This is a genomic window from Massilia sp. X63 (assembly GCF_041023745.1).
Lineage (GTDB): Bacteria > Pseudomonadota > Gammaproteobacteria > Burkholderiales > Burkholderiaceae_D > Telluria.
The window spans coordinates 33,114-59,055 of record NZ_JBFTEF010000004.1 but is presented as its reverse complement, the minus strand read 5'-3'; the positions used below and the strand labels follow the sequence as shown (position 1 = coordinate 59,055).

Sequence of the window (25,942 nt, the reverse complement as noted above, 5' to 3'; positions counted from 1 at the left end):
TAAAAAATTTCCGTACGGCACTTAATGCTTTCCGAAAATTGGTCGCCCTGTACTTGTGAGCGCGGATGAAGCATCCGTCCACAAACAGAACCACCCTTAAACGGAAACCGACACCATGCTGAGCCTCCATACCAACAACGCCGCACTGTCCGCACAAAACTCGATCAGCCGCACCCAGAGCTCGCTGTCGACCTCGATGACCCGCCTGTCGACCGGCTACCGCATCAACTCGGCCATGGACGACGCCGCCGGCCTGCAGATCGCCTCGCGCCTGAAAGCCCAGACCTCGGGCATGGCTGTCGCCATGCGCAACACCCAGAACTCGACCTCGATGCTGCAGACCGCCGAAGGCGCGCTGGACGAAGTCAGCAACATGCTGGTGCGCATGAAGGACCTGGCCACCCAGGCTGCCGACGCCTCGTCGACCGACAAGGACAAGAGCGCCATGCAGTCGGAATACGATGCCCTGGGCCTGGAACTGTCGAACGTCCTGAAGAACACCACCTTCGGCGGCACCAAGCTGCTGGTCGGCGGCACCACCGCTTCGGCAATGACCTTCCAGATCGGCGCCTCGTCGAGCGAGACCATGAGCGTCAACCTGGGCACGGACATGGCTTCGGTGGTCACCGACGTCAGCGCCGCAACCGCGAACTACAGCAGCGCCACCACCGGCACCGAACTGACCGCCGCCGGCGGCGCGAACGGCTCGATCGGCAAGCTGGAAACCGCCCTGGCATCGGTCAACAAGGTCCGTTCGGGCCTGGGCGCCGCGGCCAACCGCCTCGAGCACGTGTACAACAACCTGTCGAACATCAGCACCAACAGCAAGGCCGCAGCCGGCCTGATCATGGACGTGGACTTCGCGACCGAGAGCGCGAACATGACCTCGAACCAGATGCTGCTGCAAGCCGGCACCGCCATGCTGAAGCAGTCGAACAGCATGTCGTCGATGGTCATGTCGCTGCTGCAGTAATCCGCTTCGGCCCGGACGGGCCGGACAGCGCCAGAGCCAGCCCGGGCCAGCCCGTGGCTGGCTTTTTTGCGTCCGGATGCGCGTGATTGCACTGGACACTTGGCGAACGCATCATTTTGCTTTATACATAGCCGGTTATTCATCCGACCGCCGGTACCCAAGCCGCTTTCCACTCCGCCCTTCGCCTGCATGAATGTCCCGCCACCCTCTCTGCGCCTGACCGCGAGCACCGTCGTCAGCGCCACCTGCGTCGTCGCCCTGCTGTATTTCGGACGTGAAGTGCTCGAGCCGCTGGCGCTCGCGCTGATCCTGAGCCTGGTACTGGCGCCGCTGGTGCGCAGCATGACCCGGATCGGCCTGGCCCGCATGCCGGCGGTGCTGCTGTCGGTGGCCCTGGTGGCCACCTGCGTCGGAGGCGTCGGCGCGGTGCTGTTCGACCAGCTGGTGACGATCACGCGCGACCTGCCACAGTACCGCAAGGCGATCAAGACCAAGGTGGCGAATGTGCGCGAGCTGATCGAGCGCCCGATCAGCCGGCTCGAAGCCGAGCTCAGCGCGGTGGCCCCGGTCCCGGCGGCGGAAGCGGCGCGGATCCGGCGCGGCAACCTGGTCGTCACACCCAACCAGCCGCTGCCGGTCGAGGTGCGCACCCCGCGCACCATGAAGGACACGCTGACCCGCGTCATCAACCTGGTCTGGGGGCCGATCGGCGAGGCCGGCGTGGTGCTGATCCTGCTGGTCTTCATCCTGCTGGAACAGGGCTCGCTGCGCGACCGCCTGGTGCGGCTGGCCGGCCAGGCCGAGGTCAGCCGCACCATCCGCACGCTGGGCGACGCGGCCCAGGGCGTGTCGCGCTTCTTCTTTTCGCAGTTCGTCGTCAATGCCACCTTCGGCGTGGTGATCGGCCTGTCGCTGTGGCTTGCCGGTATCCCGCACGCCATCCTGTGGGGCGTGCTGAGCGGCGTGCTGCGCTTCGTGCCCTACCTGGGAGTGCTGCTGGCCGGCGCGATCATCGCCGTGTTCGTGGCGGCGATCGATCCCGGCTGGTCGCTGGCGGTGACCTGCATGGCGATCTTCCTGGCCTTCGAGCTGGTGCTGGCCAACTTCATCGAGCCGAAGGTCTACGGCCACAGTTCCGGCCTGTCACCGCTCGCGGTGATCGTGTCGGCCCTGTTCTGGGGCGCGCTGTGGGGGCCGGTCGGCTTGCTGCTGTCCACCCCGCTGACCCTGTGCCTGGTGGTGGCAGGCCGCCACGTGCGCGCGCTGGCCCCGATCACCATCCTGCTGGGCGATGCGCCCAACATGTCGGATGCCGAGCGTTTCCACCAGCGCGTGCTGGCCGGCGAGGCCGACGAGCTCACCAAGGACGCACGCGCCTACGTGCGGCGCTACAGCTTCGCGCGTTATTGCGACCACGTGCTGCTGCCGGGACTGCGCATGGCGGTCTCCGACCTCGGCACCGGCGCCATCGACAAGGCGCAGGAGGCGCGCATGCGGCTGGTGATCGCGAACATCGCCGACACCGTGGCCTCGGCCTCCGACGGCAGCGCGCGCGGACGCCGCAAGCCGGTGCCGCTGCTGGATGCGAACATCGGCGCGCACCTGCGCCAGATGCGCGAAGCGCGCTTCGGACGCTGGCAGGGTTCGCTCGACGTGCCGCACGGTTCGATCGTGCTGTGCGCCGGCCTGCCCTCGGAACGCGACGAATTCCTGACCGAACTGCTGACGCGCGCGCTGCGCGAGGGCGACGTCGACGCGCGCAGCCTGGTGGTCGGCACGCCGCTGGAGCGTCCGGAAGGCGGCACGCCGGAGCTGGTCTCGACCGTGTTCATCACCTATCCGCGCCAGGACAATTTCGAGGCCTGGTGCGCGGCCGTTGCCGGGCTGCGCGCCGACCTGCCGGAGGCCTTGATGGTCACCGTGCTGCTGCCCTACGACGAACAGCTGCCCAAGCGGGCCATGGTCGAGGCCTATGTCGACATGATCCTGCGTTCCTTCGAGGAAGGCCTGGCCTTCGTGGCCCCCGACCGCAGCGCCCCGGCCAAGGCCGGCGGGGTTCCGGAGCTGGCGCGTTGAGCCTTGCCGCCCGGCGACTGTTGTTTTCCCGCCCTGCGCCGGGGAAAGACAAGCAGGAACTTGCGCAGTCTTTACGCTCGACCATATTTCGCACGTAAAATGCTTGCCTATCGGCATTACTTTTATCATGGCGGAATATGAAATCGGTTCAACAGGAAGTCGACGAGCGTAGCAACCTGACGGGCAGCAATAAATTCGAGCTGCTTCTATTCCGCCTCGGCGGCGACGAGAACGGCGAGCACAGCGAGCTGTTCGGCATCAACGTGTTCAAGATCCGCGAGATCGTCGCGATGCCGGAGATTACCGCCGTAGCGGGCTCGATGCCGCACGTGCTGGGCGTGGTCAACCTGCGCGGCCAGATCATCCAGGTGCTGGACCTGCCGGCGATCGCCGGCGTCAAGCCGAAGACCGGCCTGAACATCATGCTGGTGACGGAATTCGCCCGCACCACCCAGGCCTTCGCGGTCGAGAGCGTCGAGGAAATCGTGCGCCTGGACTGGAACCAGGTGATGTCGGCCGAGCGCGCCGCCGGCAGCGGCATGGTCACCAGCATCGCCCGCCTGCCGGAAGAGAGCGGCCAGCCAGGGCGCCTGGCCCAGGTACTCGACGTCGAGACCATCCTGCGCAACATGAATCCCGATGCGGACCCGGAGATCAGCCGGCAGACGGTCGGCGCGCAGATCCGGATCAAGCCGGGCTCGGTAGTGCTGGCGGCCGACGATTCGGTGGTGGCGCGTGCGCTCATCGAACAGGGCCTGGAAGCAATGGGGCTGCCCTTCATCATGACCAAGAGCGGCAAGGAAGCCTGGGAACAGCTCAACAGCATCGCCGCCGGCGCCGAAACCGAAGGCTTGAGCGTACACGACAAGGTGGCCCTGGTGCTCACCGATCTCGAGATGCCGGAGATGGACGGCTTCACCCTGACCCGCAACATCAAGAGAACCGCGCGCTTTTCCAATCTGCCGGTGGTGATCCATTCCTCGCTGTCGGGCACCACCAATGAGGAGCACGTGAAAAACGTGCAGGCCGATGCCTACGTCGCCAAGTTCTCGGCCGAAGAACTGGCCAGCACGATCCGCCGCTTGCTGCGGCAGTGAGCCGGTTGACGTGGAGCCGGTGGGCAATTGCGCTGTCTCAAGCATGGCGGCGACCCGGTTGCCATGTCATCCGTGTCAACCGCACCCCGATGGCCATCGTTCCAATGTAACAATCGCTAACAAGATCGAGCGTGTGCATCCGGGCAATCGATATACTATTGGCAACAATCCGGTACGACATCGGGGGTACCGGCCAGGCAGGGCGAAAGCTCTGCCGACAGGACAAGCGGGTGGCAGCCTGAGGGCGCTTCCCGCGGAGAGCGAACCATGCCGCAACGACGAAGAGACGAAGATACTGCAGTAACTGCCGAGTACGCCTTCTTTCTGGCCGAGACCCGGGGCCTGCGCTTCGCCCTCGATTACCTGGACAACTGCCGTATCCCGCGCGACATCCTGCTGCGCGCCATCGAGCAGCCCGAACGGCGCCGCCGCACCGAACGGCGCCGCTACCCACGCAACGACTGAAGTTCCTCACCGCGCCTGATCACCAGGCGCGTCCCGCCGGCCGCCCACGGCGCCTGCTGCGCTGCGCCTGGGCTCGTCCGCCACCTATCCGACCACCGACGAGGTCGGTTCCAAGCCAGCGGAAACCGCCGGCTGGCGCTCCCAGGGCAGCGGGCTACAGCGTCTCCGCTTGCGTGGCGGGGCGCCAGCGCAGCTGCAGGCTGGCGGCGTCCTCGGTGTCGACGACGAAGCCCAGGGCCGCGTACAGCCGGCGCGCCCCGGCATTGTCCTTGCGCACCGCCAGCGTGAGCGCGCGTCCTTCTTGCGTGGCCTGGCGCTGCAGGCGCCGCAGTGCCTCGCCCGCCACGCCGCGGCCGCGTGCTTCGGGCAGCACGGCGATGTCGACCACGCGCAGGGCGTCCGCTACCTGCGCCGTCACCAGCCGGCCCACCGACGCGCCGCCCAGTTCCAGCACCTGGTACAGGGCCTCGGGATAGCTGTTGCGATAGCCGGCCACCTGCATCTGTTGCTGCATGGCGATCAAGCCGTCGATGTAGCGCGGATCGGCCAGCAGCCCCAGCAGGTCGGCGCGGGTGGAGCGGTACAGCGCGAACAGGAAAGCCTCGTCGGCCGGGCCGGCGGGACGAAGTTGCAGCGGGAGGGGAATGGCGGCGGTGTGCATGGCGGCAGAATCATGTGATTTCCTACAGGTATTGTCGCACACAGAATGGCGGCGATCGCGCCCACCGCGACGATCGCGCATGACTTCGGGCCTGCATCTGGCTATAATTTCGCCCTTCGCATCCAGGATTCCCGCCATGTCACTGCTCGACCACCAGCTTGAACTGCTGTCGCCCGCCAAAACCGCCGAGATCGGCCGCGAGGCCATCCTCCACGGCGCCGACGCGGTCTACATCGGCGGCCCGGCCTTCGGTGCGCGCCACAATGCCAGCAACCCGCTGGAGGACATCGCGGCCCTGGTCGAATTCGCCCACCGCTACCGCGCGCGCATCTTCGTGACCATGAACACCATCATGCACGACAGCGAACTCGAACTGGCGCGCCAGCAGATCTGGCAGTTGTACCAGGCCGGCGTGGACGCCCTGATCATCCAGGACATGGGGCTGCTCGAGATGGACCTGCCGCCGATCCAGCTGCACGCCTCCACCCAGTGCGACATCCGCACGGTGGAAAAGGCAAAATTCCTGGGCGAGGTCGGCTTCTCGCAGCTGGTGCTGGCGCGCGAACTCACCGTCGAGCAGATCCGTAGAATCAAGAGCGAAGTCGACACCCCGCTCGAATACTTCGTGCATGGCGCGCTGTGCGTGGCTTTCTCGGGCCAATGCTACATCTCGCACGCCGATACCGGCCGCAGCGCCAACCGCGGCGACTGCTCGCAGGCCTGCCGCCTGCCCTACACCCTGAGCGACGGCCAGGGGCGCGTGGTGGCCTACGAAAAGCACCTGCTGTCGATGAAGGACAACGACCAGAGCCGCAACCTGGAAGCGCTGGTCGATGCCGGCATCCGCTCGTTCAAGATCGAGGGCCGCTACAAGGACATGGGCTACGTGAAGAACATCACGGCCCACTACCGCCTGCTGCTCGACGAGCTGCTCGAGCGCCGTCCCGAATTCGCGCGCGCCTCCAGCGGCGCCACCCGGGTGCTGTTCACCCCGGACGTCGACAAGAACTTCCACCGCGGCCACACCGATTACTTCGCGCTCGGCCGCCAGGGCGACATCGGCGCCTTCGACTCCCCCAAGTACATCGGCGTCGAGCTGGGCACGGTCACCCGCATCGGCCCGGACTTCATCGAGCTGGCCACCAATGCGCCGATGGCGAATGGCGACGGCCTGAACTACATGAACAAGCGCGACACGGTCGGCCTCCAGGCCAACACCGCCGAGAAGCTGGGCGAGGATGCCGAGAGCCAGCGCTGGCGCGTGTTCCCCAACGAGGTGGTCAAGAGCCTGGCCGGCCTGAAGGTCGGCACCATCGTGCACCGCAACCGCGACCACCATTGGGAATCGGCGCTGAGCAAGAAGTCCTCGGAGCGCAAGGTGCGCGTCGACCTGACGCTGGCCGAACAGCCGGACGGCCTGGCGCTGGCCATCCGCGACGAGGACGGCATCGAGACCATCACTTCCGCCACGATCGCCCTGCAGCCGGCCCAGCAGGCGGCACAGGCCGAAGCCGCGCTGCGCACCAGCATCGCCAAGCTCGGCAACACCATGTTCGAGGCCGCCTCCAGCGAGCTGCAGCTGTCGCAGCCCTGGTTCGTGCCGGCCGCCGCCATCAATGCGCTGCGCCGCGATGCCGTCGCCGCCCACGAGGCCGCGCGCCTGGCGGCCTGGGATCGTCCGCAGCGCAAGGCGCCGAGCGAGCCGCCGGCGGTCTACCCGGAACAGCAGCTGAGCTACCTGGCCAACGTCTACAACGAGAAGGCGCGCGCCTTCTACCACAAGCACGGGGTGCAGCTGATCGACGCGGCCTACGAGTCCCATGAGGAGCCGGGCGAGGTGTCGCTGATGATCACCAAGCACTGCCTGCGCTTCTCCTTCAACCTGTGCCCGAAGCAGGCCAAGGGCGTGCAAGGGGTGCAGGGCCAGGTCAAGGCCGAGCCGATGACCCTGGTGAGCGGCAACGAGCGCTACACCCTGCGCTTCGACTGCAAGCCCTGCGAGATGCACGTGGTAGGCGCGATGAAAGACAATATCCTGAAACAGCCGCCGCCTTCGGCCGTGCCCTACAGCCCGCTGGTCTTCCACAAGCAGCGCCCGCGTGCCTAGCATTTGACCAGATGGTAAAAAAACGCCGCCCGGTTGCCCGAGGCGGCGTTTTTTCTTGGAAGTAGCAGGCGGATCAGTCGACCGTCGCGCCGCTTTCCTTCACGACCTTGGACCAGCGGGCATGCTCGGCCTGCACGAACTTGGCGAAATTCTCCGGGGTGTCGCCGACGAAGTCGGAGCCGGTATCGGCCAGCACCTTCTGGAAGTCCGGCGCCTTCATGACCTTGATGGCCTCGGCATTGATCTTGGCGACCACGTTCTTCGGTGTCTTGGCTGGCGCGAACATGCCATACCAGGCATAGGATTCGATCTGCGGCAGGCCGGCCTCGGCGAAGGTTGGCACGTCCGGCAGCAGCGGCGAGCGCTGGGCGCTCGAGATCGCGATCGCCTTGACCTTGCCGCTCTTAATGTGCGGCATGATGGCGATGGTGCTGTCGAACATCATCGGGATGTGGCCGCCCAGCAGGTCGGAGATCGCCGGCGCCGAACCCTTGTAGGGCACGTGGGTCATCTGCAGCTTGGTGACGCTGGCGAACAGTTCGCTGGTCAGGTGCTGCGGGGTACCGTTGCCCGAGGAGCCGTACGAGAACTGGCCCTTCTTCGACTGGATGTAGGCCATCAGTTCCTTCAGGTTCTTGGCCGGAACCGAGGGGTGGGCGACCAGCACCAGCGGCACCCGCAGCAGGTTGGTGACGGGCGCCAGGTCCTTGAGCGGATCGAAGCTCATGTTCTTGTACAAGCTCGGGTTGATCACGATCGGCGCGCTCGAGGTGATCAGGAGGGTCTGGCCGTCCGGCTTGGCGCGGGTCACCGCCGCGGTGCCGATGTTGCCGCCGCCGCCAGCGCGGTTGTCGATCACGAAGGACTGGCCCAGGTTCTGCGTCAGGCCCTTGGCCAGCGGACGCGCCGCGATGTCCGACGGACCGCCCGGCGGCCACGGCACCACCACCGTTACCGTCGAGCCTGGCCAGTTCTGCGCCAGCGCGCTCAAGGAAATCACCGATGCCGCGGCAGCGAATGCCACCTGTTTGGCGGTGCCGAAAAATAGTCGCATAGTCCCCATCCTCGTATTGATGAATTGGTATGAACCGACAGTGTAGCGTATCCGGGCCGCCGCAACACAGCGGGCGCGCGACCTACGGCGACGTATGCCTGTTCGATATCGTGGCAGATAGCCCGAACATTGGCGTCGATGCAACAATTCCGGCTTTTTCCACTGAAGAAATGTAGATTTATCATCGGAAATGCACTACCCTGTAGGATCAATCCTACTATCGCCCTTCATGGACCGCAGCTATCCCTCCGTTCGTCGTCTGGCATCACGAGCCAGCCTGCACAAGCGCCTCGTCGCAATGGGCGTCATCGCGCTGGTCGCCGGGGCCGCGCTGTGGTCCGCGCCCTGGGAGCCGGAGCGGCTTGCGGCTGCCCTGCCCGCCGTTGCGCCGCAGCCGGTGTTTGCCGTCGCCGATGGCCAGCCGGGCAAGCTGCGCCGCATCTATCCGTATTCCGTGGTGCCCGGCGGCGTGTCCGGCAAGGCCGAACTGACGCGGGTGATCCGCAGCGACCGCGTGGTCGCCATGCACTACGCCAGCTTCGACGTCGACCAGGCGCATCCGGTCGTGGTCGAGAAGCCGCGCGCGGTGCACGTCTCGTACCGCAAGGGCGGCAAGGTCTACTGGACCGCCCGCAAGGTGATGCTGGCCGAGGGCGAAACCCTGCTGAGCGATGGTCGCAGCGAAATGCGGGCGCGCTGCGCCAACCGCATCTCGGACGTCGCGCAATACCCGATCGAAGCGCACCAGCCGACGATGGAGGAGCTCGACAATCCGGTCGAGGTCGATGAAGGCGAGCGCTACGCACTGGGCCCGGACGGTGTGCCGGTCGCGCTGGTCAGCGCAGACGGAATTCCCCGCCACACCGGACAGGCCGGCGCGACAAACCGCGGCACGATCTTCGCCGTGCCCGGCGGCACCCGCGCGGACACCACCCTCGCGAACGGCAGCTACGCGGCGCCCCTGGAAGCGGCCGGCCTGTCGGCCATCACGGGCTTGTCGGGCGCGGCGGGAAGCGTGGGCAGCGTGGGCAGCCGGCCGCGGCCTGGCGCTACGCCTGTCGGCCCGCCAGGCCCCGCTCCTGCACCGGACGCCCCGCCGGGGACCGGCAGCAGCGCCGGTGCGGCCGGCGCGCCGCCCCCCTCCGGCGATGCGACGACGCCCGGTTCGCCCAGTTCGCCGAGTTTGCCCAGTTTGCCCGGTTCGCCCGGCGTCCCGGGCGGCACGCCCCAGCCCGATGGGTCCGGAACCCCATCCCTGCCGGCAATGCCGCCTGCGCCGCTTCCCGGCGCCGAACCGCCGGCCGGACCGGCCCCGGCCCCGGAGCCGGTCCCGGAGCTCCCCGGGTTCACGCCGAACCCGCTGCCGGGAGGCGAACAATCGGGTGGCGGCGGCGCCGAGCAGCCTGTTCCGGTGCCGCTGCCCGGCCCGGGCCTGCTGCCAGTGCCGGCCCCGGACCCGGCCCCCTTCCTCCCCAAGCCGGACCTGAATCCGACCCCGCCGCCCGGCACGACCGAAGCGCCCGCGCCGGAGACCGCGCAAGTGCCCGAGCCCGGCGGCGCCTGGCTGTTCGGCATCGCGATGGCGGCCCTGGCCGTCCTGCGCCGGCGCGGCGCACGGCCTCGTCGGGCAGCCTGACGGACTGCCAGGGTTTTTTCTGTTAGCCAGGAACCTGACCACTCGCTACCAGTCTTACTCATTATGAGTAAGCTCGTATCCATCACTCCGGCGGCAAAAGCCCTGGGCGTTTCGGCAACCACCCTGCGCCGCTGGGAAGCGTCGGGGAGGCTGGTCGGCAGCCGCAGCCACAGGAACCGCAAGCTGATCGACGGCGTGCGCCAAACCGTGCAGGAGGCGCAGTGCTAGCGGCGCACCGGATCCGGCTCGCCCCGAACAACGCGCAGACGACCCATCTGGCGCGCGCCGCCGGCACTGCCCGCTTCGCCTTCAACTGGGCGCTAACCGAGTGGCAGAAGCAGTACCTGGCGCGCCGGGACAATCCGGCGCTCCCGGCCCCTTCGCAGTTGTCTCTGCGGCGCCAGCTGAACGCCATCAAACGCGACCGGTTCCCCTGGATGCTCGAGGTGACCAAGAACGCGCCGCAAATGGCGATCATCCAGTTAGGCAAGGCCTTCGAGAATTTCTTTGCGAAGCGGGGCCGTTACCCGCAGTTGCGCCGCAAGGGCCGCGACGATCGCTTTACCTTGTCGAACGACCAGTTTGCCGTCGAGGGCCAACGCATCCGCATCTCGAAGCTGGGCTGGATCCGCATGCGCGAAACCTTGCGCTTCAGCGGGCGCATCGTGTCGGCCTGCATCGCGTGCCGCGCAGGTCACTGGTACGCCAGCATCACCGTCGACACCCTTGAAGATCGCGCCTTGCCGCCTGCCGAAAACCAAGGCGCGGTCGGGGTCGACCTGGGGATATCGACGCTGGCGACGCTATCGACCGGCGAGAAGTGGCCCGGGCCGAAGGCGCTGCGCACCCTGCTGGCGCGGCTGCGCCGCCTGTCGCGGGCGCTGTCCCGGAAAGTGAAGGGATCGAGCAACCGGCGCAAGGCCAGGAACAGGCTGGCGAGGCTGCATGTCCGGATCGCCAACGTCCGCGCCGACTCCTTGCACAAGCTCACCACCAGCATCACGCGCCGCTTCCATACCATCGGGATCGAGGACCTGAACGTGAAGGGCATGCTGGCCAACCGCCGCCTGGCGCGGGCGGTGGCCGACATGGGACTTTCCGAACTGCGCCGCCAGCTGGAATACAAGGCCGGCTGGCGCGGCGACCAGGTGCTGGCTGCGGACCGCTGGTACCCGAGCAGCAAGCTGTGCTCGTCCTGTGGACACCTGCTCGAAGCGCTCAGCCTGGGCATGCGCGACTGGACCTGTCCCGGCTGTGGTGCAAGACACGACCGCGACGTGAATGCCGCGGTCAACCTGCAACACATCGCGGCGAGTTCCGCCGCCACTGCCTGTGGAGGGGATGGCGCTGGTCCTGCGCGCAAGCGCGAGACGAAACCGGCCCCGGCGAAGCAGGAATCCAACGGCACGGCAGCTTTGGATAACAACGGCTAGCTTTGCTTAAGTTTGGAAGAACGGTGCTTCCCGCTCCGCCTCAGCCGAACAGCTTGTTCGCCGTCCGCGCGATCAGCTCGCCCTGGTGGCGGGCGCCGTCCAGTTCGTTCTGGCTCGGCTGGCGTTCGCCCTTGCCGCCGGCGATGGTGCTGGCCCCGTAGGGGCTGGCGCCGGTGATCTCGTCCAGGGTCATCTGGCCGGCAAAGCTGTACGGCAGGCCGACCACGATCATCCCGAAGTGCAGCAGGTTGGTGATGATCGAGAACTGGGTGGTTTCCTGGCCGCCGTGCTGGGTCGCGGTGGAGGTGAAGGCGCCGCCGACCTTGCCGTTGAGCGCGCCGCGCGCCCACAGGCCGCCGGTCTGGTCGAGGAAGGCCGCCATCTGGGACGGCATGCGCCCGTAGCGGGTGGGCGCGCCGATGATGATGGCGTCGTAGTCCGGCAGTTCGTCCACGGTGGCGATCGGCGCATCCTGATCCAGCTTGAAGTGGGCGTTGCGCGCGACCTCTTCGGGCACCGTCTCGGGCACCCGCTTCACGTCCACCGTCGCGCCCGCGGCGCGCGCACCTTCGGCCATCGCAGCGGCCATCTGCTCGATATGGCCATAGGTCGAGTAATACAGCACCAGGACTTTCGACATGCCTTCCTCCCTGTAGTAACGGTCAAAACCCTATTCTGCTGCGAAGCGCCAAACTGCGGCACGCGCCAGGATTCAGGCCGGGAGGAAGCGGGTGCGGCGGGTCAGATCCAGTAGATGAAAGCGGCCAAGCCGATCACCAGCGCCACGCGGGTGATGTTGTAGGCGGTCTTGTTCCAGGCCTTGAAGCGGCGCCGGTACTGGCCCATGTAATACGAGATGCGGAACAGCTTGCTCACCAGGCCGACCTGGTCGCCGGTCTCGTTGGGCGAGGCGGCGGCGGTCATCACGGTGCGGCCGAACCAGCGGTTGAAGGCGCCCATCCAGCGGTAGCGCATCGGGCGCTCGACGTCGCAGAACAGGATCACGCGGTCGCTCTCGCTGCCGTTGATCGCCCAGTGGATATAGGTTTCGTCGAAGACCACGCCCTGGCCGTCGCGCCAGCTGTGGCGTTCGCCGTCGACCTCGATGAAGCAGCGGTCGTCGTTCGGCGTGGCCAGCCCCAGGTGGTAGCGCATCGAGCCGGCAAAGGGATCGCGGTGCGGATTGAGCTTGCCGCCCGGCGGCAGCTCGGCGAACATCGCGGCCTTGACCGACGGGATCGACTGCAGCAGCGCATAGGTCTGCGGGCACAGGCGCTCGGCCGAAGGATGGCTGGCGTCGTACCACTTCAGGTAGAAGCGCTTCCAGCCGTTCTTGAAGAAGGAATTGAAGCCGGCGTCGTCGTTCTGCTCGGCCGCCTTGATCTTCTTGAGGGCCAGCAGGTTCTCGGCTTCGGCGCGGATGACCGGCCAGTTTTCCTGCAGGCGCGCCAGCTCCGGAAATTCGCTCACCGGAATGAAGGGCGTGCTCGGTACTCGCGAGAACTTGTGCATGAAGATGTTAATCGGCGCCATGAACGACGAGTGGTCGAACAGCTGGCGACGGAAAGGCAGGCGCACCCGTCCGCGGAAGTGGATATGCAGGATCGACAGAAAATAAAACCCGACCACTAACCACTTCATTGTGTCCTCCGTCCTTGCTGGCTTGCCCGATAAGGGACGCAGGATACCACAACGGCCCCGGGGCCGTCGAAGCCCGGGTCGTGATTCTGGGAAACTATGTTGCGCCGGCATTTCCTTGGCGGAGCGCCGGCGCTGGGCTTGCAGTGGGAGCCCCGGCGCATTGCCGGCCCCAGGCTATCCCGGTGGGAAACGTGTTAACTCAGTGCTGGACCGAGGTGATCGCATACCCCTTTTCGCTGATCTGGCTGGCCACGTTGTCGATGTCGTAGTCTTCCAGCTGGTCGGCGTCGTCCGCCACTTCGATGGCGCGCACTTCGATTTCCCAGTCGGTGTTGGTGGCTTCTTCAGGGATGTTGCGGGCTTCCGGCACTGCCAGGTAGGACAGCTTGCCGTCGCTTTCTGGTCTGCGGTAAATATCCAAGCGCATAGTCGTTTCCTCAAAGTCAAAAGCCCCGCCTTCCCGATGAAGGCGGGCAGCTCCACAGTAGAAGATCGAAACGCTGTCGTCTGTTAATTGACCCACACTCAGCCGGACACAATCAAGGTCCCGGCGAGGCCCCAAGGATGCGCGCCGGCAGCAGCATGATGGCGCGCAGCAGCTCGAACACGGCATCGACGCCGATACCGAGCAGCCGGAACGGCAGCAGGAGCAGCCAGACCAGGGGGTAAAGCACCAGGGCCAGCAGGGCAATGGGCCAGCACAGGAACAGCAGCAGCAACCATAGCAGGAAACCTAACATTGTTCTCGCTCCTTTGCGATTGACGGGCAGGAGAAGGGTAAGGCAAGGTGGTCGAAGCGACAATCCGTCTGCGACGGACGGGGAAAAAGGCGGGGTGGACGGGGAAAAAGCGTGGGTGGATGGGGTCGGATGTGGCTGCCCGAGCACATCCGATTGCACGTGCGGACCGGCGCAGCCGGCCAGCACGCCCAATCGGACTTCAGGCGTAGGCCAGTGCGCGCTCGCTCACGCGCTGGTTCACCAGCTGCGCCCGCAGCGACGCCTGCAGCGAGGGAATCGAGCCGCCGGCACGGTACTGGAAGGCCACGTGCACCAGGTCGCCTGCCTCCACCTTCAGCGGCTGGGCCAGCGGCAGGGTCATGTAGTGATTCAGCCAGTCGATCGTGTTCGACTCTTCCTGCACGATGGCCAGCACGTTCTTGGTGATGAAGCGCAAGGCGTTGAGCGTGCCGCTCTTTTCCATCAGGATCCCGCCCTCCCAGGCGAACACGTGGTCGACCGACTGGCTGAAGTCGATCAGGCTGTACACGGCCGGCTGGCCCAGCTCCACGGTACCCGGGTAGACCACGCCGGTCTCCTGGAACTGCACGATCGGCGCATGAAAGCCTTCGAAATCGTATTCCTGCTCGATCGGCTGGGCCGCCATGATCACCGCCTCCGGCAGGAACACCGGCAGCGGGCCGCCGAACTTGGCCAGGTAGCGGCGCTTGAAGGATTCGATCACCTCGACCTGCTTTTCGCGCAGCATGGCGACGTGGATCATCTCGCAGATGACGACGTCGACCGGCTCGGGCGGCAGGTATTCGAAGGCGTCGGCATGGATCACCTCGACCTTGTGGCCGTTCGGATTGATCGCCAGGAACTTGCGCGCCTCGCGCACCATGTCGGGATTGAACTCGACGCAGTACACCCGCGACGCCGCCTGGGCCGCAAAGAACGACAGGACGCCGGTGCCGCCGCCCAGCTCCAGCACCCTGGCGCCCGGCTTGACTGCGTAATGGATGGCGGACTTGAAGCTGTGCATCCGGTTCTGGTCCATCAGCATATTGTGATGGTAGTGCACTGGAATGAACTGCCCCAGGTAGCAGCTTTCGATTTCGCGTTCGTTCAGCATGGTTGGCCCCGTCTATCTTTCATGGTCGTTGTACCGTGAAAGCATTATGGCCAAGAACGCCTGCCGCCGATGCGCCGAACTGCGGGGTGTTTACCGTCTAGTTCTGGATGGAAATGCAAATTCCCCTGGAAAACTCTCAAGGCGTGAAAGCCGAGATCGCAGCCGCGATGTCGCTGCGCCCCGCCCGTTCGGCGATCTGGGCCGCGGTGAGGCCTTCGGTGTTCTTCAGGGCCGGCTTGGCGCCCTGCTCCAGCAGCAAGCGCACCATGCCGGCCTGGCCCTCGCGCGCCGCCATCATCAAGGGCGTGTAGGCGCCGCTCTGCTTGGGCGAAGCGGCATCCAGCCTGGCCTTGCGGGCGATCAGCAGGCGCGCGATGTCTTCGCTGCCGCCGGCCGCGGCATAGTGCAGCGGCGTCCAGCCGGCGCGATTCACCCGCGCGCCCCTGGCCAGCAGGGCCTCGGCGGCGCGCAGGTTGTTCTTGAAGGCGGCCATCATCAGGGCCGTGTTGCCGTTCATCGCCTGCGCTTCCAGGTCGATGCCGGGCTGGAGCAGCAGCGCGTCGAACACCCGCATCGCTCCTTCGCGCACGGCCAGCACCAGGGCCGGCTCGCCGCCGACCGGGTTGATCGCGTTCGGTCCGATCTGCTTGCCGGCCATCTCCTGGACGGTCGACACGTTATCGACCTGCACCGCCCGGAAGAAGGACGCGAGCTGGGCCGGCGTCGCGCCGGGCGCCTGCGCCGCGGCCATGTTGCCTTGCAGTGCTGCCGCCAGCAGGCAGCAGGCGAGGATGGCGCGGCGCGGGATGCTCATGGGTTCAGGCCTTTGCAGTCTGGAACAGCTTGAAGAAGTTCTCGCTGGTCTGCGCCGCGACCTCGCGCAGCGACACACCCTTGAGATTGGCGATGAACTCGCCCACGTGGGCCACGTAGCCCGGCTCGTTCATCTTGCCGCGGAAGGGCACCGGCGCCAGGTAGGGCGAATCGGTCTCGATCAGCATGCGCTCGAGCGGCACGGCCTTCGCCACTTCCTGCAACTCCTTGGCGCTCTTGAAGGTGACGATGCCGGAGAAGGAAATATAGAAGCCCTGCGCCATGGCGGCTTGCGCCACTTCCAGCGACTCGGTAAAGCAGTGCATCACGCCCGCCACCCCGCCCGCGTCCGTCCCCGCGCCCTCTTCCCGCATGATGCGGATGGTATCGAGGCTGGCGGCGCGGGTATGGATGATCAGGGGTTTACGGGTCTCGCGCGAGGCGCGGATGTGGGTGCGGAAGCGCTCGCGCTGCCACTCCAGGTCGCCCTCGAGGCGGTAGTAGTCGAGGCCGGTCTCGCCGATGGCGACGATCTTCGGGTGATCGGCCAGTTCGACCAGTTGCTGCACCGTGGGCTCGGGCGTGTCTTCGTAGTCGGGATGCACGCCCACCGAGGCAAAGATGTGCGGATGCTGTTCGGCCAGGGCCAGCACCTGCGGAAAGTCCGGCAGGTCGACCGAGACGCACAGCGCATGCGTCACCTTGTTCTCGGCCATCTTGGCCAGGATCTCGGGCATCCGGGCAGCCAGCTCCGGGAAGTTGATATGGCAGTGGGAATCGATAAACATGCCGGTATTGTAACCGGAGGGGCGTGGCGAGGCAGCGAGCCTGCCTTGCGCCACTGGGCGGTGCGGCGCGCAACGCGCCTTATGCCACCCGCTTGCCCAGGATGATCAAATCGCGCTCGATCCCGTCCAGGTTCGCCACCCGCGGGAAATGCGCCCACTTCTCGAAGCCATACTTGCCGAACAGCGCCAGGCTGGGCGCGTTGTGGCCGAAGATGAAGCCCAGCAGCGTGTGCACCTTCACCTGCGGCGCGTGGGCGATCGCCAGTTCCAGGCAATAGCGCCCGATACCCTGGCCGCGCGCGCTTTCCGCGATGTAGATCGACACCTCGGCGGTGCCCGAGTAGGCTGGGCGGCCGTAGAAATTCGAGTAGGACAGCCAGCCCAGCACTTCCGGCTGGGCCGCGGTATCGTCGGCGGCGTGGATCACCCACAGCGGGCGCCGCTCCGGCGTATGGTCGGCGAACCAGCCTTCGCGCGAGGCGACGGTGATGGGTTCGGTGTCGGCGGTGACTTCGCGCGAGGCGATGGTCGAATTGTAGATGTCGACGATGACGGGCAGATCGTCGCGCGTGGCCAGGCGGTGGACGTAGGACGGCATAAAGGTAGAAAGCCGGTCGATGGCCGGCAAGGATAAGAAAGTGAACTAGAGGGTATGCGTGGCGCGCGCCGAGCGCAGCGCGGCGCCGAGGATTTCTTCGATGCGCAGCTTGGCGCGCTGCCCGGCCTCGTCGGCCGGGAAATGCACGCCGATGCCCTGCGCCTTGTTGTTGTTTGCGCCCGCCGGGGTGATCCAGGCCACCTTGCCGGCGATCGGGTATTTGTTGGGATCGTCCATCAGCGACAGGATCAGGTAGATCTCGTCGCCGATCTTGTAGGCTTTGGTGGTCGGCACGAACATGCCGCCGTTCTTCAGGAAGGGCATGTAGGCCGCGTACAGCGCGGCCTTTTCCTTGATCGCCAGCGACAGCACGGACGGCCGCGGCGCCTGCGGGGCCTGCTGCTCTGCGGGGGTGGCGTTCATCGGTTTCCTTTCATGCGCAGCATGAAGTGTACTCAAGCAACATGTCTTCGACAAACAATTTTGCCGACAAGGGATGGTCGGCCACGGCGCGGCGCTCGGTGGCGGCCTTGACTGCCCGGTTCAACCTGGCGGCCGGCACCCGCGCCGCCAGGGCGGCGAGCTCCTTCTGGTAGCGCGGATAATAGCGCACCCGGCCAGACAATTTCATCGAAAACACGTCGTACAGCCAGCGCTGCTGCCAGGCGACCAGGGCCGGCAGCGCCGCCTTGGACAGCTTCTCGGCCGCGCGCAGGGCGCCGTCCACGGCCGGATTGGCCAGGAAGTGCAGCAGCGCTTCCAGGTCCTCGCGGCTGCCGGCTTCCGCCTCGGCCAGGGCCGCCAGCGGCGCGCCGCCCTGCTCGCGCAGCCAGCTGTCGGCGTCAGGCACGCCCTGCTGCTTGAGCCAGGCCAGCGCTTCGTCGTGGCCCGGCATCGGCAGCGCGAACTTGCGGCAGCGCGACAGGATCGTCGGCAGCAGGCGGTCCAGGCTGTTCGAGGCAAGCAGGAACACGGTCCCGGGCGGCGGCTCTTCCAGGGTCTTGAGCAGGGCGTTCGAGGCCGGCATGTTCAAGGCTTCGGCAGGATACAGCACCACCACCCGCAGGCCCTGGCGGTGGGTCGAGATGTTCATGAAGTCGCCGAGCGCCCGCACCTGCTCGATCTTGATCTCTTTCGACGGCGCCTTGCTCGACTTGGCCTTGCCGGCCGCCGCTGTGGACGATTCCGCACCGTCCTCGCCCTCGGCGGAAGGCTCGTCTTCCAGCGCTTCCGGGCGCACCCGGCGGTAGTCGGGGTGGTTGTGCTGGGCGAACCAGCCGCAGGAGGCGCAGGCCCCGCAGGCGTGGCCGTCGGGCCGCGCGTTCTCGCACAGCAGCGCCTGGGCGAAGGTTTCCATGAAGTCGGCCTTGCCGATGCCGGCCGGACCGTGGAACAGGATGGCGTGCGGCAGGCGCGCGCGCATCTGCTGCAGGCGTGTCCAGGCCGTTTGCTGCCAGGGGTACATCGTCACAACAATTTCTCCAACACTTCAGCCAGGCGCACCTGAATCTCGGCAATCGTCCGGGTCGAATCGACCACCACGACGCGCTCGGGGAATTGCGCCGCGCGGCGCAGGTACTCGGCGCGGCATTTCTCGAAAAAGTCCGCCTGCTCGCGCTCGAACTTGTCGAGCGTGCGGGTGGCGTCCAGGCGCTCGCGCGCCACCGCGAGCGGCACGTCGAACAGCAGGGTCAGGTCCGGCTGCAGGTCCGGATGCACCCAGTGCTCCAGCGCTTCGAGCTTGGCCCGGTCCAGGCCGCGCCCGCCGCTCTGGTAGGCGAAGCTGGCGTCGGTAAAGCGGTCGGACAGCACCCAGTCGCCCCTGGCCAGGGCCGGTTCGATCACTTGCGCCAGGTGCTCGCGGCGGCTGGCGAACATCAGTAGCGCCTCGGTTTCCAGGTGCATCTTCTCGTGCAGCAGCAGGTCGCGCAGCTTCTCGCCCAGCGGCGTGCCGCCCGGCTCGCGCGAGCACACCACGGTCTTGCCGCGCGCCGCCAGGAAATCGGCGACGAAGCCGATGTGGGTCGACTTGCCGGCGCCGTCGATGCCTTCGAAGGTAATGAACTTGCTTCTCACTGCAGTACCGCCTTGCGTCATTGGTTGATCCGCCGCTGGTACTGGTTGACCGCCCGGTTGTGGTCGTTCAGGTTGTCCGAGAACTGGCTGGTGCCGTCGCCGCGCGAGACGAAATACAGGGCCTCGGTCTTGGCCGGCGCCAGCGCGGCCGCCAGCGACTGCACGCCCGGCAGCGAGATCGGGGTCGGCGGCAGGCCGGCACGGGTATAGGTATTGTACGGGGTGTCGGTCTGCAGGTCCTTCTTGCGGATGTCGCCGACGAAGCGCTCGCCCATGCCATAGATCACCGCCGGGTCGGTCTGCAGCATCATGCCCACCTTCAGGCGGTTGACGAACACGCCGGCGATCATGTTGCGCTCGCTCTTCTGGCCGGTTTCCTTTTCGATGATCGAGGCCATGATCAGGGCCTCGTACGGGGTCTTGTACGGCAGGCTCGGGTCACGCGTCTCCCAGGCCGCCTTCAGGTGGTTCAGCATGGCCTGGTGCGCCTGCTTGTAGATCGCCAGTTCCGACGAACCCTTGGCGAACAGATAGGTATCCGGGAAGAACAGGCCTTCGGGCTTGGTGTACTCGCTCGAGATCTTCTTCATCAGCTCCTCGTCCGTCAGCTTCACGGTATCGTGGCGCAGGCGCTGGTGGGCGGCCAGGGCCGCGCGCATCTGCCGGAAGGTCCAGCCTTCGACGATGGTCACGGCTTCCTGGGCGAATTCGCCGCGCACCAGCTGGGTCAGCAGGCGGCGCGGCGAGGTATCCGGCTTGAGCTCGTAGCTGCCGGCCTTGATGCGGCCAGCCTCGCCGGTGACGCGCGCCAGGATATTGAACAGTTGCGGATTGACCGGCACCCCGGCCTTGGCCATCTGCTGGGCGGCGGCGCCGACGCCGCTGCCCGGGTTGATGGTGAACTCGATGACCTTGCCCTGCGTGTCGAGCGGGTTCTTGGCCCACCATGAAAAGCCGGCGACCGCGGCCACCGAGGCCATCACGCCGGTCACCAGGAGTTTTTTAATGAATGCCATAGGTTGTTGTGGTTGTCGCCGTGGCCTGGAAAGTGGATTGGACCGCCCTCGGCGCGATTTTGCCGACATCTTTATAATGAGCCCGTAATGATAAAGCTTATTTGCAAGTTCAATTGATAATACTAACTGGATTTATGCTCAACTGGACAGATACCCTTTCCGCGCTCGGCGCCCGCTTCCATATTGACGAAGCTTCGCAAGTGGAAGACTTCGGCCGCCCCCTGAGCGCCGCCGAACTGGCCGAGGGCTTCGTGGCCGCGGTCACCGATCTCGGCATCATCGCCGCCGAAGGCCCGGACGCCGCCAGTTTCCTGCACAATCAGCTGACCAACGACGTCGAGCACCTGGGCCGCCAGGAAGCGCGGCTGGCCGGCTACTGCACCCCGAAAGGCCGCCTGCAGGCGACTTTCCTGGTGTGGCGCAGCAGCCAGGCGGAACCCGACACCGTCTACCTGCAGCTGCCGCGCGCCATCCAGGCGCCGCTGCAGAAGCGCCTGACGATGTTCGTGCTGCGCGCCAAGGCCAAGCTGCGCGACGCCACCGCCGAGGCCCCGTTCGCGGCCGTGCTGGGCGTGGGCGGCGCCCGCGGCGAGGCCGCACTGCGCCGCCATGTCGCGGCGCTGCCGGAGGCGGTCGACGGCAAAGTCGACGGCGACTTCGGCACCGTGATCCGCCTGCACGATGCCTGCGGCGCGCCGCGCTACCTGTGGCTGACCACGGCCGAGACCGCAACCGCCGCCCTGCCCGGGCTGGCCGGCGAACTTGCCCTGGGCGGCAACCAGGCCTGGCAGCTGGCCGCGATCCACGCCGGCGTGCCGCAGATCGGCGCCGCCACCCAGGAACAGTTCGTGCCGCAGATGGTGAACCTGGAACTGCTGGGCGGCGTCAATTTCAAGAAGGGCTGCTACCCCGGCCAGGAAGTCGTGGCGCGCAGCCAGTACCTGGGCAAGCTCAAGCGCCGCACGGCGCTGGCCACGGTCGACAACCCGGCCGCCCGCGCCGGCGACGAGGTGTTTTCGATGGCCGATCCCGGCCAGCCCTGCGGCATGGTGGTGAATGCCGCCGCCAACGGACTGGGCGGCGCCGACCTGCTGGTCGAGATGAAGCTCGGCGCGCTCGGCGAAGACGTGCGCCACGGCGCGCCCGGCGGCCCGGCCCTGCGCTTCCAGCACATGCCCTACCACCTCGACGCACTCGACATCTGAGATGATCGACCTGTACGTCTATTACAAGGTGCGCGACGGCGACGCCGCCCAGCTGCTTCCCCGGGTGCGCGCCATGCAGGCGCAGCTGGGACTGCCCGCGCAGCTGAAGCGCCGCCCGGAAGCCCGCGACGGCCTGCAGACCTGGATGGAAGTCTATCCGTCCGTACCGGGCGGCTTCGCCGCCGTCGTCGAGCAGGCCGCGCTGGATGCCGGCCTGGCCACCCATATCGAGGGACCGCGCCGGTCCGAAGTGTTCACGGACTTGAGCCCATGTGTCTGATCGTTTTTGCCTGGCAGGTGCTGCCCGGCGTCCCCGTCATCGCCGCGGCCAACCGCGACGAATTCTACGACCGCCCGGCCACCCCGGCCGGCCCCTGGCCCGAGCACCCGCACGTGATCGCCGGACGCGATCTGCAGGGCGGCGGCAGCTGGATGGGCGTCACCACCGAGGGCGGCAACGGCCCGAAGTTCGCGGCCCTGACGAATATCCGCGGCCCCGCCGAGCGGCGCGAGAATGCCCCTTCGCGCGGCGAGCTGGTGGCCGGCTACCTCACCGGCAGCCTGTCGGCGGCCGACTATCTTGAACAGGTGGTCGCGCGCGGCGACGTCTACAACGGCTACAACCTGGTGCTGGGCGACCGCGACGCCCTGTACTGGTACTCGAACCGCGGACTCGAGGATCCGCGCAACGGCAAGCCGCTCGAACCGGGCCGCATCTACGGCATCTCGAACGGCCTGCTGGACGCCCCCTGGCCCAAGGTGCTGCGCACCAAGGCCCAGTTCGCGAGCCTGCTGTGCCAGGGCGCGCCGGAAGACGCCTACTTCGAGATGCTGGCCGACACCACCCGCGCACCCGACCTGCGCCTGCCGGAAACCGGCATGCCGATCGAGGTCGAGCGCATGCTGTCGCCGGTCTGCATCGAGATGGAAGGCTACGGCACCCGCACCTCGACGGTCGTCAAGCTGTACCGCGAGGCGCCGCCGGAACTGCACGAACGGGTGGTGCAGCCGCAGGCGTGAAGCGGCGCCATCCCTGCACAAGGGCCGAACAGCAGCGTATTTCGGCCTGACCTCCGGCGACCGATCGGTGTAAAATCCCTGCATAATTAACGTACGGCAATATTCCGCCTGCGCGGGGTGCGTCTTCGCCCGGGCGCAGCCGCAACGGCCACCCAGCGCCCATCATGCAGACCTTAACATCGATCGACATGTCTAGCTCCTACCAAGCCCTCATCGCCGCCCTCGACTCGGAAACATTCGATCCCGACGTGTTCCGCAAGGCCGGCGTCTTCGTGGTGCGCAACGCGATTCCGCAGCACGTCGTGCGGGCGTGGCGGGACGAATGGGAACGGTTCTACGATGCCGAACTGCGCGGCGGGCGCCAGGTGAACCGCGCCAACCCGGTGGCCCTGACCGAGATGCTGCCGCCGCTGTTGGCCCACATGTACCGCGAGCCGGCCTTCGCCGCCGTCCTGAAACAGGTGTTCGGCGAACACGTGGCGCTGTACAACCATCGCTTCGTCATCAAGGACGACTTCAGCACCGCCCCGGTGTTCCTGCACCAGGACAGCTGTTACCACCTCGGCAACCTGAACAAGTGCAGCATTTTCACGCCGCTGAGCGCCGCGAATGCCGCCAACGGCGCGCTGACCTTCCACGTGGGCTCGCACAAGCTCGGCGTGCTGGGCGACGCCGGGGAAATCAATCCGGACAGTTTCGACATCAAATGGCCGACCATCACGCCGGAACTGGCGCCGGGCGACTTCGTGCTGATGAACAGCTCGCTCTGGCACCAGTCGGGGCCGAATACCTCGGGCCTGCACCGCATCGTGGCCGATACCATCTTCCAGCCGGCGGACGACCCGACCGGCAAGGAACTCATCTGCGGCGAGTGGCAGACCGACGTGTTCTACTCCACCCAGAACCACATCCGCTACTTCGTCAACTCGCGCATCCACAAGCTGATCAAGTACGAACAAGAGCGCGCGGCACAGACGGCGGCGCCGGCCGGCGCCCAGCCGAATGCGCAATAAGCCAGGCCAGCACCGAGGAAACAGCATGTCATCGACTACCACGGGCGCCGTCGGCTGCCCGATCTGCGGCGCCGCCATGGCGCGCGCCACCAACCCGTTCTGCGACATGCAGGCGCAACTGCTGCATCCCGGCGCGAGCGTGCAGCAGCACGTCTGCCCGGCCTGCGGCCACGGCTGGCTGCAGCACGACGTGCCGCTGGCGCTGCTGTACAACTCGAACGTCGCACTGCCGACCGAGTACGTGAACGGCGACATGCGCTTCCCCTTCGTCGCCCGGCAACTCGACCTGTCCAGCATCAGCGGACAGGTGGTGGAATTCGGCGGCGGCCCCGGCGAGCTGGCCGAACAGGCGCGCCGGGCCACCGGCAAGGCGCGCGCGACGGTGGTCGATTTCGTCGACCGCGTCGCCGCCGCCTCGCTCGACTTCGTCGCCCTCGACTTCAATGCCGATGCGGCGCGCATCCCGGAACTGTTCGACGCGCGCGCGGACCGGAAGAACCTGTTCCTGCTCTCGCACGTGATCGAGCACCTGCTCGATCCGGCGGTGCTGCTGCGCGAACTCGGCAAGTTCCAGGACAGCGTCATCTTCATCGAGGTGCCCGACTTCGGCAGCAGGCATGCGCCGTCGACGCTGCGCTTCTCGCTGAACCACCTCGAGCACCTCCACTACTTCACCTCGCGCTCGCTCCTGAAGCTGCTGCAGGACGTCGGCTTCGAGATCCTGGCCTTCGAGACCCAGGCCGCGCCGAGCATGCCGGCGCTGCGCGCACTGTGCACCCCGCGGCCCGCGGGCCACAATGCGGTGCTCGACTACCGGGAACATTTTGCCGACGTCGTCGGCCGCCTGAAGCAGAAGATCCTCGACGCCGGACCCGAACGACAGGTCTGGGTCTGGGGCCTGTCGGCCTTCATGGCGCAGGCGCTGGCCGATCTCGGCGACGCGCGCGGCCGGGTGGCCGGCATCTTCGACACGCGCTTCCCGCAGCCCGACTTCATGGGTATACCGGTGCGCCGCGAGCCGGGCGCCGCCCCATCCGCGGACGGGGCTGCGCGCACGCTGGTCGTGTGCGGCTCCACCTATTCCGCAGTGCAGAAGGTGATCAAGGCCAAGGCCGAGCAATTGCTGCCCGGCGCCGAGTTCTTCGCCATCGCCGGCTGAACCGCCCCTTTGGTGGGGTAATGACATTTGCCCGCCATATCGGCGGCCTGGCGCGCCCTTATCGTTTCCTTATGGCCCCCCCCATAACGGAACAAGGCATGACTATCTCACTGAAGGCCCGGCCGTGGCCGCCCTGCTGGCAGCCGCCGCTTGCGCCCACGATCTCGGTGCGCTTCGCCAAGCCCAACACCAGTACGCTGAAGGCAGTGCGCTGGCCGATCCAGCTGCCTGTGCCGGCCAGCCCGAGCGGACTGTGAAACGGCGAGTACACCTTGAACAAGAGCATCATGACCCTGCAGGGGGCGCACAGGAACGGATCCCGGCCAGCGCCGGGACGACGGTTCAGCGCCTGCCCTTGACGCCCGCGCGCAGCATCTCGGTGATCTGCGGGGTCGCCGCATACGGATCGGCCGGCGGCCGCCCCTGTACAATCGCCGCGAAGCGTTCCTCGACCGTTCCCAGCATCTGCGGATGCGAATAGATGTAGAAGCGCCCGTCGCGGATGCCGTCGAAGGCGATGCGGGCCACGTCGGCGGCCGTCAGCTTGCCCGACTCGACCGCCTTCTCGGTCAGCATCTGCGCCGCCATCTGGCTGGGCGTACGGCGCTCGTGGCTGGCCAGTTCGTCCGGACGGTTGCGTTCGGAATGGGCGATCCCGGTCGGCACGAAATAGGGGCACAGCACCGAGGTCGCGATCGGCGCATCGACCAGCCCGAGGTCGTGGTGCAGGGTCTCGGTGAGCGCCACCACCGCGTGTTTCGAGACGTTGTAGACGCCCATCGCCGGCGGCGCCAGCAAGCCCGCCATCGAGGCGGTGTTGACGATGTGGCCCTGGAAGTCGGCGTCGCGCCGGGCGCAGTCGAGCATCACGCGGGTGAACACGCGCACGCCGTGGATCACGCCCCACAGGTTCACGCCCAGCACCCATTCCCAGTCCTGCTCCGAGTTCTCCCACACCAGGCCGCCGCTGCCGACGCCGGCATTGTTGAACACCAGGTGCACGGATCCGAAGCGCGCGATCGCGGCATCGGCCAGTTCCTGCACGTGCGCGCCCTTGCTGACGTCGCATACCATGGCCAGCACTTCGGCGCCCTGCGCCAGCAGTTCCTCGGCGGCGTGCTCGAGCGCCTTGGGCTGGATGTCGGCCAGCACCAGCTTCATGCCCAGGCTTGCCGCCGTGTTGGCGAACTCGCGCCCCAGGCCGCTGGCGGCGCCGGTGATGACGGCGACCTTGCCGCGAAAATCCTTCATGTTCTC

29 protein-coding genes are annotated in these 25,942 nt (G+C 66.8%); 14 read left to right on the top strand and 15 right to left on the bottom strand.

The window, feature by feature from the left end:
• Positions 1–115 precede the first annotated feature (115 nt).
• The 4 genes from AB3347_RS09625 (at position 116) to AB3347_RS09610 (ending at position 4,611) form a co-directional block, all read left to right on the top strand.
• Positions 116–973, top strand: coding sequence for a flagellin (locus AB3347_RS09625; protein ID WP_369091568.1), 858 nt, complete (start codon positions 116–118; stop codon positions 971–973).
• Positions 974–1,162: 189 nt separating this feature from the next.
• Entirely contained in the window at positions 1,163–3,049 is a 1,887-nt protein-coding gene (locus tag AB3347_RS09620) for an AI-2E family transporter (protein WP_369091567.1), read from the top strand.
• Positions 3,050–3,186: 137 nt separating this feature from the next.
• Entirely contained in the window at positions 3,187–4,146 is a 960-nt protein-coding gene (locus tag AB3347_RS09615) for a chemotaxis protein (protein WP_369091566.1), read from the top strand.
• Between the two features lie 267 nt (positions 4,147–4,413).
• Positions 4,414–4,611, top strand: coding sequence for a hypothetical protein (locus tag AB3347_RS09610; RefSeq protein WP_369091565.1), 198 nt, complete (start codon positions 4,414–4,416; stop codon positions 4,609–4,611).
• A 154-nt stretch (positions 4,612–4,765) separates the two neighbouring features.
• Here the strand turns inward: AB3347_RS09610 and AB3347_RS09605 are convergent, their stop codons facing one another.
• Complete coding sequence (locus AB3347_RS09605; RefSeq protein ID WP_369091564.1) at positions 4,766–5,272, bottom strand: GNAT family N-acetyltransferase; 507 nt, start codon at positions 5,270–5,272, stop codon at positions 4,766–4,768.
• A 136-nt stretch (positions 5,273–5,408) separates the two neighbouring features.
• Between AB3347_RS09605 and AB3347_RS09600 the strand changes: the two genes are divergently transcribed.
• The gene (locus AB3347_RS09600; RefSeq protein ID WP_369091563.1) at positions 5,409–7,379 is read left to right on the top strand and encodes a U32 family peptidase; all 1,971 of its coding nucleotides are present in this window, start codon (positions 5,409–5,411) and stop codon (positions 7,377–7,379) included.
• 73 nt (positions 7,380–7,452) lie between these two features.
• Here AB3347_RS09600 and AB3347_RS09595 read toward each other — a convergent pair whose 3' ends face one another.
• On the bottom strand, positions 7,453–8,433 hold the full coding sequence (locus tag AB3347_RS09595; RefSeq protein WP_369091562.1) for a Bug family tripartite tricarboxylate transporter substrate binding protein: 981 nt from the start codon (positions 8,431–8,433) through the stop codon (positions 7,453–7,455).
• A gap of 190 nt (positions 8,434–8,623) precedes the next feature.
• Between AB3347_RS09595 and AB3347_RS09590 the strand changes: the two genes are divergently transcribed.
• From AB3347_RS09590 to AB3347_RS09580, 3 genes are all read left to right on the top strand, one after another.
• Complete coding sequence (locus tag AB3347_RS09590) at positions 8,624–10,069, top strand: PEP-CTERM sorting domain-containing protein (RefSeq protein WP_369091561.1); 1,446 nt, start codon at positions 8,624–8,626, stop codon at positions 10,067–10,069.
• A gap of 63 nt (positions 10,070–10,132) precedes the next feature.
• On the top strand, positions 10,133–10,297 hold the full coding sequence (locus tag AB3347_RS09585) for a MerR family transcriptional regulator (RefSeq protein WP_369091560.1): 165 nt from the start codon (positions 10,133–10,135) through the stop codon (positions 10,295–10,297).
• Complete coding sequence (locus AB3347_RS09580) at positions 10,291–11,502, top strand: RNA-guided endonuclease InsQ/TnpB family protein (protein ID WP_369091559.1); 1,212 nt, start codon at positions 10,291–10,293, stop codon at positions 11,500–11,502. Before AB3347_RS09585 ends, AB3347_RS09580 begins: the two co-directional genes overlap by 7 nt.
• A gap of 40 nt (positions 11,503–11,542) precedes the next feature.
• Here the strand turns inward: AB3347_RS09580 and wrbA are convergent, their stop codons facing one another.
• The 12 genes from wrbA to mltG all read right to left on the bottom strand — a co-directional run bounded on the left by wrbA (position 11,543) and on the right by mltG (position 20,288).
• A complete protein-coding gene (wrbA, locus tag AB3347_RS09575; RefSeq protein ID WP_369091558.1) occupies positions 11,543–12,142 on the bottom strand; it encodes an NAD(P)H:quinone oxidoreductase in 600 nt (199 codons plus the stop codon).
• Between the two features lie 101 nt (positions 12,143–12,243).
• The gene (lpxO, locus tag AB3347_RS09570; RefSeq protein WP_369091557.1) at positions 12,244–13,143 is read right to left on the bottom strand and encodes a lipid A hydroxylase LpxO; all 900 of its coding nucleotides are present in this window, start codon (positions 13,141–13,143) and stop codon (positions 12,244–12,246) included.
• A gap of 199 nt (positions 13,144–13,342) precedes the next feature.
• On the bottom strand, positions 13,343–13,570 hold the full coding sequence (locus AB3347_RS09565) for a DUF6139 family protein (RefSeq protein ID WP_369091556.1): 228 nt from the start codon (positions 13,568–13,570) through the stop codon (positions 13,343–13,345).
• 112 nt (positions 13,571–13,682) lie between these two features.
• The gene (locus AB3347_RS09560) at positions 13,683–13,883 is read right to left on the bottom strand and encodes a hypothetical protein (protein WP_369091555.1); all 201 of its coding nucleotides are present in this window, start codon (positions 13,881–13,883) and stop codon (positions 13,683–13,685) included.
• Between the two features lie 199 nt (positions 13,884–14,082).
• On the bottom strand, positions 14,083–14,997 hold the full coding sequence (locus AB3347_RS09555) for a methyltransferase domain-containing protein (RefSeq protein WP_369091554.1): 915 nt from the start codon (positions 14,995–14,997) through the stop codon (positions 14,083–14,085).
• A gap of 136 nt (positions 14,998–15,133) precedes the next feature.
• Positions 15,134–15,811 carry an ankyrin repeat domain-containing protein gene (locus AB3347_RS09550; RefSeq protein ID WP_369091553.1) on the bottom strand — a complete coding sequence of 226 codons (678 nt, stop codon included), beginning with the start codon at positions 15,809–15,811 and terminating at the stop codon, positions 15,134–15,136.
• 4 nt (positions 15,812–15,815) lie between these two features.
• Positions 15,816–16,598, bottom strand: coding sequence for a TatD family hydrolase (locus tag AB3347_RS09545; RefSeq protein WP_369091552.1), 783 nt, complete (start codon positions 16,596–16,598; stop codon positions 15,816–15,818).
• A gap of 79 nt (positions 16,599–16,677) precedes the next feature.
• Positions 16,678–17,196: an N-acetyltransferase family protein gene (locus AB3347_RS09540; protein WP_369091551.1), complete on the bottom strand. Its 519-nt coding sequence runs from the start codon at positions 17,194–17,196 to the stop codon at positions 16,678–16,680.
• Positions 17,197–17,241: 45 nt separating this feature from the next.
• Positions 17,242–17,619 carry a PilZ domain-containing protein gene (locus AB3347_RS09535; protein ID WP_369091550.1) on the bottom strand — a complete coding sequence of 126 codons (378 nt, stop codon included), beginning with the start codon at positions 17,617–17,619 and terminating at the stop codon, positions 17,242–17,244.
• A gap of 10 nt (positions 17,620–17,629) precedes the next feature.
• Positions 17,630–18,673 carry a DNA polymerase III subunit delta' gene (locus AB3347_RS09530; RefSeq protein ID WP_369091917.1) on the bottom strand — a complete coding sequence of 348 codons (1,044 nt, stop codon included), beginning with the start codon at positions 18,671–18,673 and terminating at the stop codon, positions 17,630–17,632.
• A complete protein-coding gene (gene tmk, locus AB3347_RS09525) occupies positions 18,664–19,293 on the bottom strand; it encodes a dTMP kinase (RefSeq protein WP_369091549.1) in 630 nt (209 codons plus the stop codon). The genes AB3347_RS09530 and tmk overlap by 10 nt, the downstream gene beginning before the upstream one ends.
• Entirely contained in the window at positions 19,290–20,288 is a 999-nt protein-coding gene (gene mltG / locus AB3347_RS09520) for an endolytic transglycosylase MltG (protein ID WP_369091548.1), read from the bottom strand. The genes tmk and mltG overlap by 4 nt, the downstream gene beginning before the upstream one ends.
• A gap of 134 nt (positions 20,289–20,422) precedes the next feature.
• On the opposite strand from mltG, the gene AB3347_RS09515 reads away from it, so the two are divergent.
• From AB3347_RS09515 to AB3347_RS09490, 6 genes are all read left to right on the top strand, one after another.
• Positions 20,423–21,493, top strand: a complete 1,071-nt coding sequence (locus tag AB3347_RS09515; protein WP_369091547.1) for a folate-binding protein YgfZ — start codon at positions 20,423–20,425, stop codon at positions 21,491–21,493.
• Between the two features lies 1 nt (position 21,494).
• Positions 21,495–21,773, top strand: a complete 279-nt coding sequence (locus tag AB3347_RS09510) for a DUF4936 family protein (RefSeq protein WP_369091546.1) — start codon at positions 21,495–21,497, stop codon at positions 21,771–21,773.
• Positions 21,764–22,513, top strand: coding sequence for an NRDE family protein (locus AB3347_RS09505; protein ID WP_369091545.1), 750 nt, complete (start codon positions 21,764–21,766; stop codon positions 22,511–22,513). The genes AB3347_RS09510 and AB3347_RS09505 overlap by 10 nt, the downstream gene beginning before the upstream one ends.
• Before the next feature lie 188 nt (positions 22,514–22,701).
• Positions 22,702–23,526: a phytanoyl-CoA dioxygenase family protein gene (locus tag AB3347_RS09500; protein ID WP_369091544.1), complete on the top strand. Its 825-nt coding sequence runs from the start codon at positions 22,702–22,704 to the stop codon at positions 23,524–23,526.
• Positions 23,527–23,551: 25 nt separating this feature from the next.
• Entirely contained in the window at positions 23,552–24,685 is a 1,134-nt protein-coding gene (locus AB3347_RS09495) for a class I SAM-dependent methyltransferase (RefSeq protein ID WP_369091543.1), read from the top strand.
• 98 nt (positions 24,686–24,783) lie between these two features.
• Positions 24,784–24,942, top strand: a complete 159-nt coding sequence (locus tag AB3347_RS09490) for a hypothetical protein (RefSeq protein ID WP_369091542.1) — start codon at positions 24,784–24,786, stop codon at positions 24,940–24,942.
• Positions 24,943–25,027: 85 nt separating this feature from the next.
• On the opposite strand, the gene AB3347_RS09485 is transcribed toward AB3347_RS09490, so the two are convergent.
• Positions 25,028–25,936, bottom strand: a complete 909-nt coding sequence (locus tag AB3347_RS09485) for an SDR family oxidoreductase (RefSeq protein WP_369091541.1) — start codon at positions 25,934–25,936, stop codon at positions 25,028–25,030.
• Between the last annotated feature and the right edge of the window lie 6 nt (positions 25,937–25,942).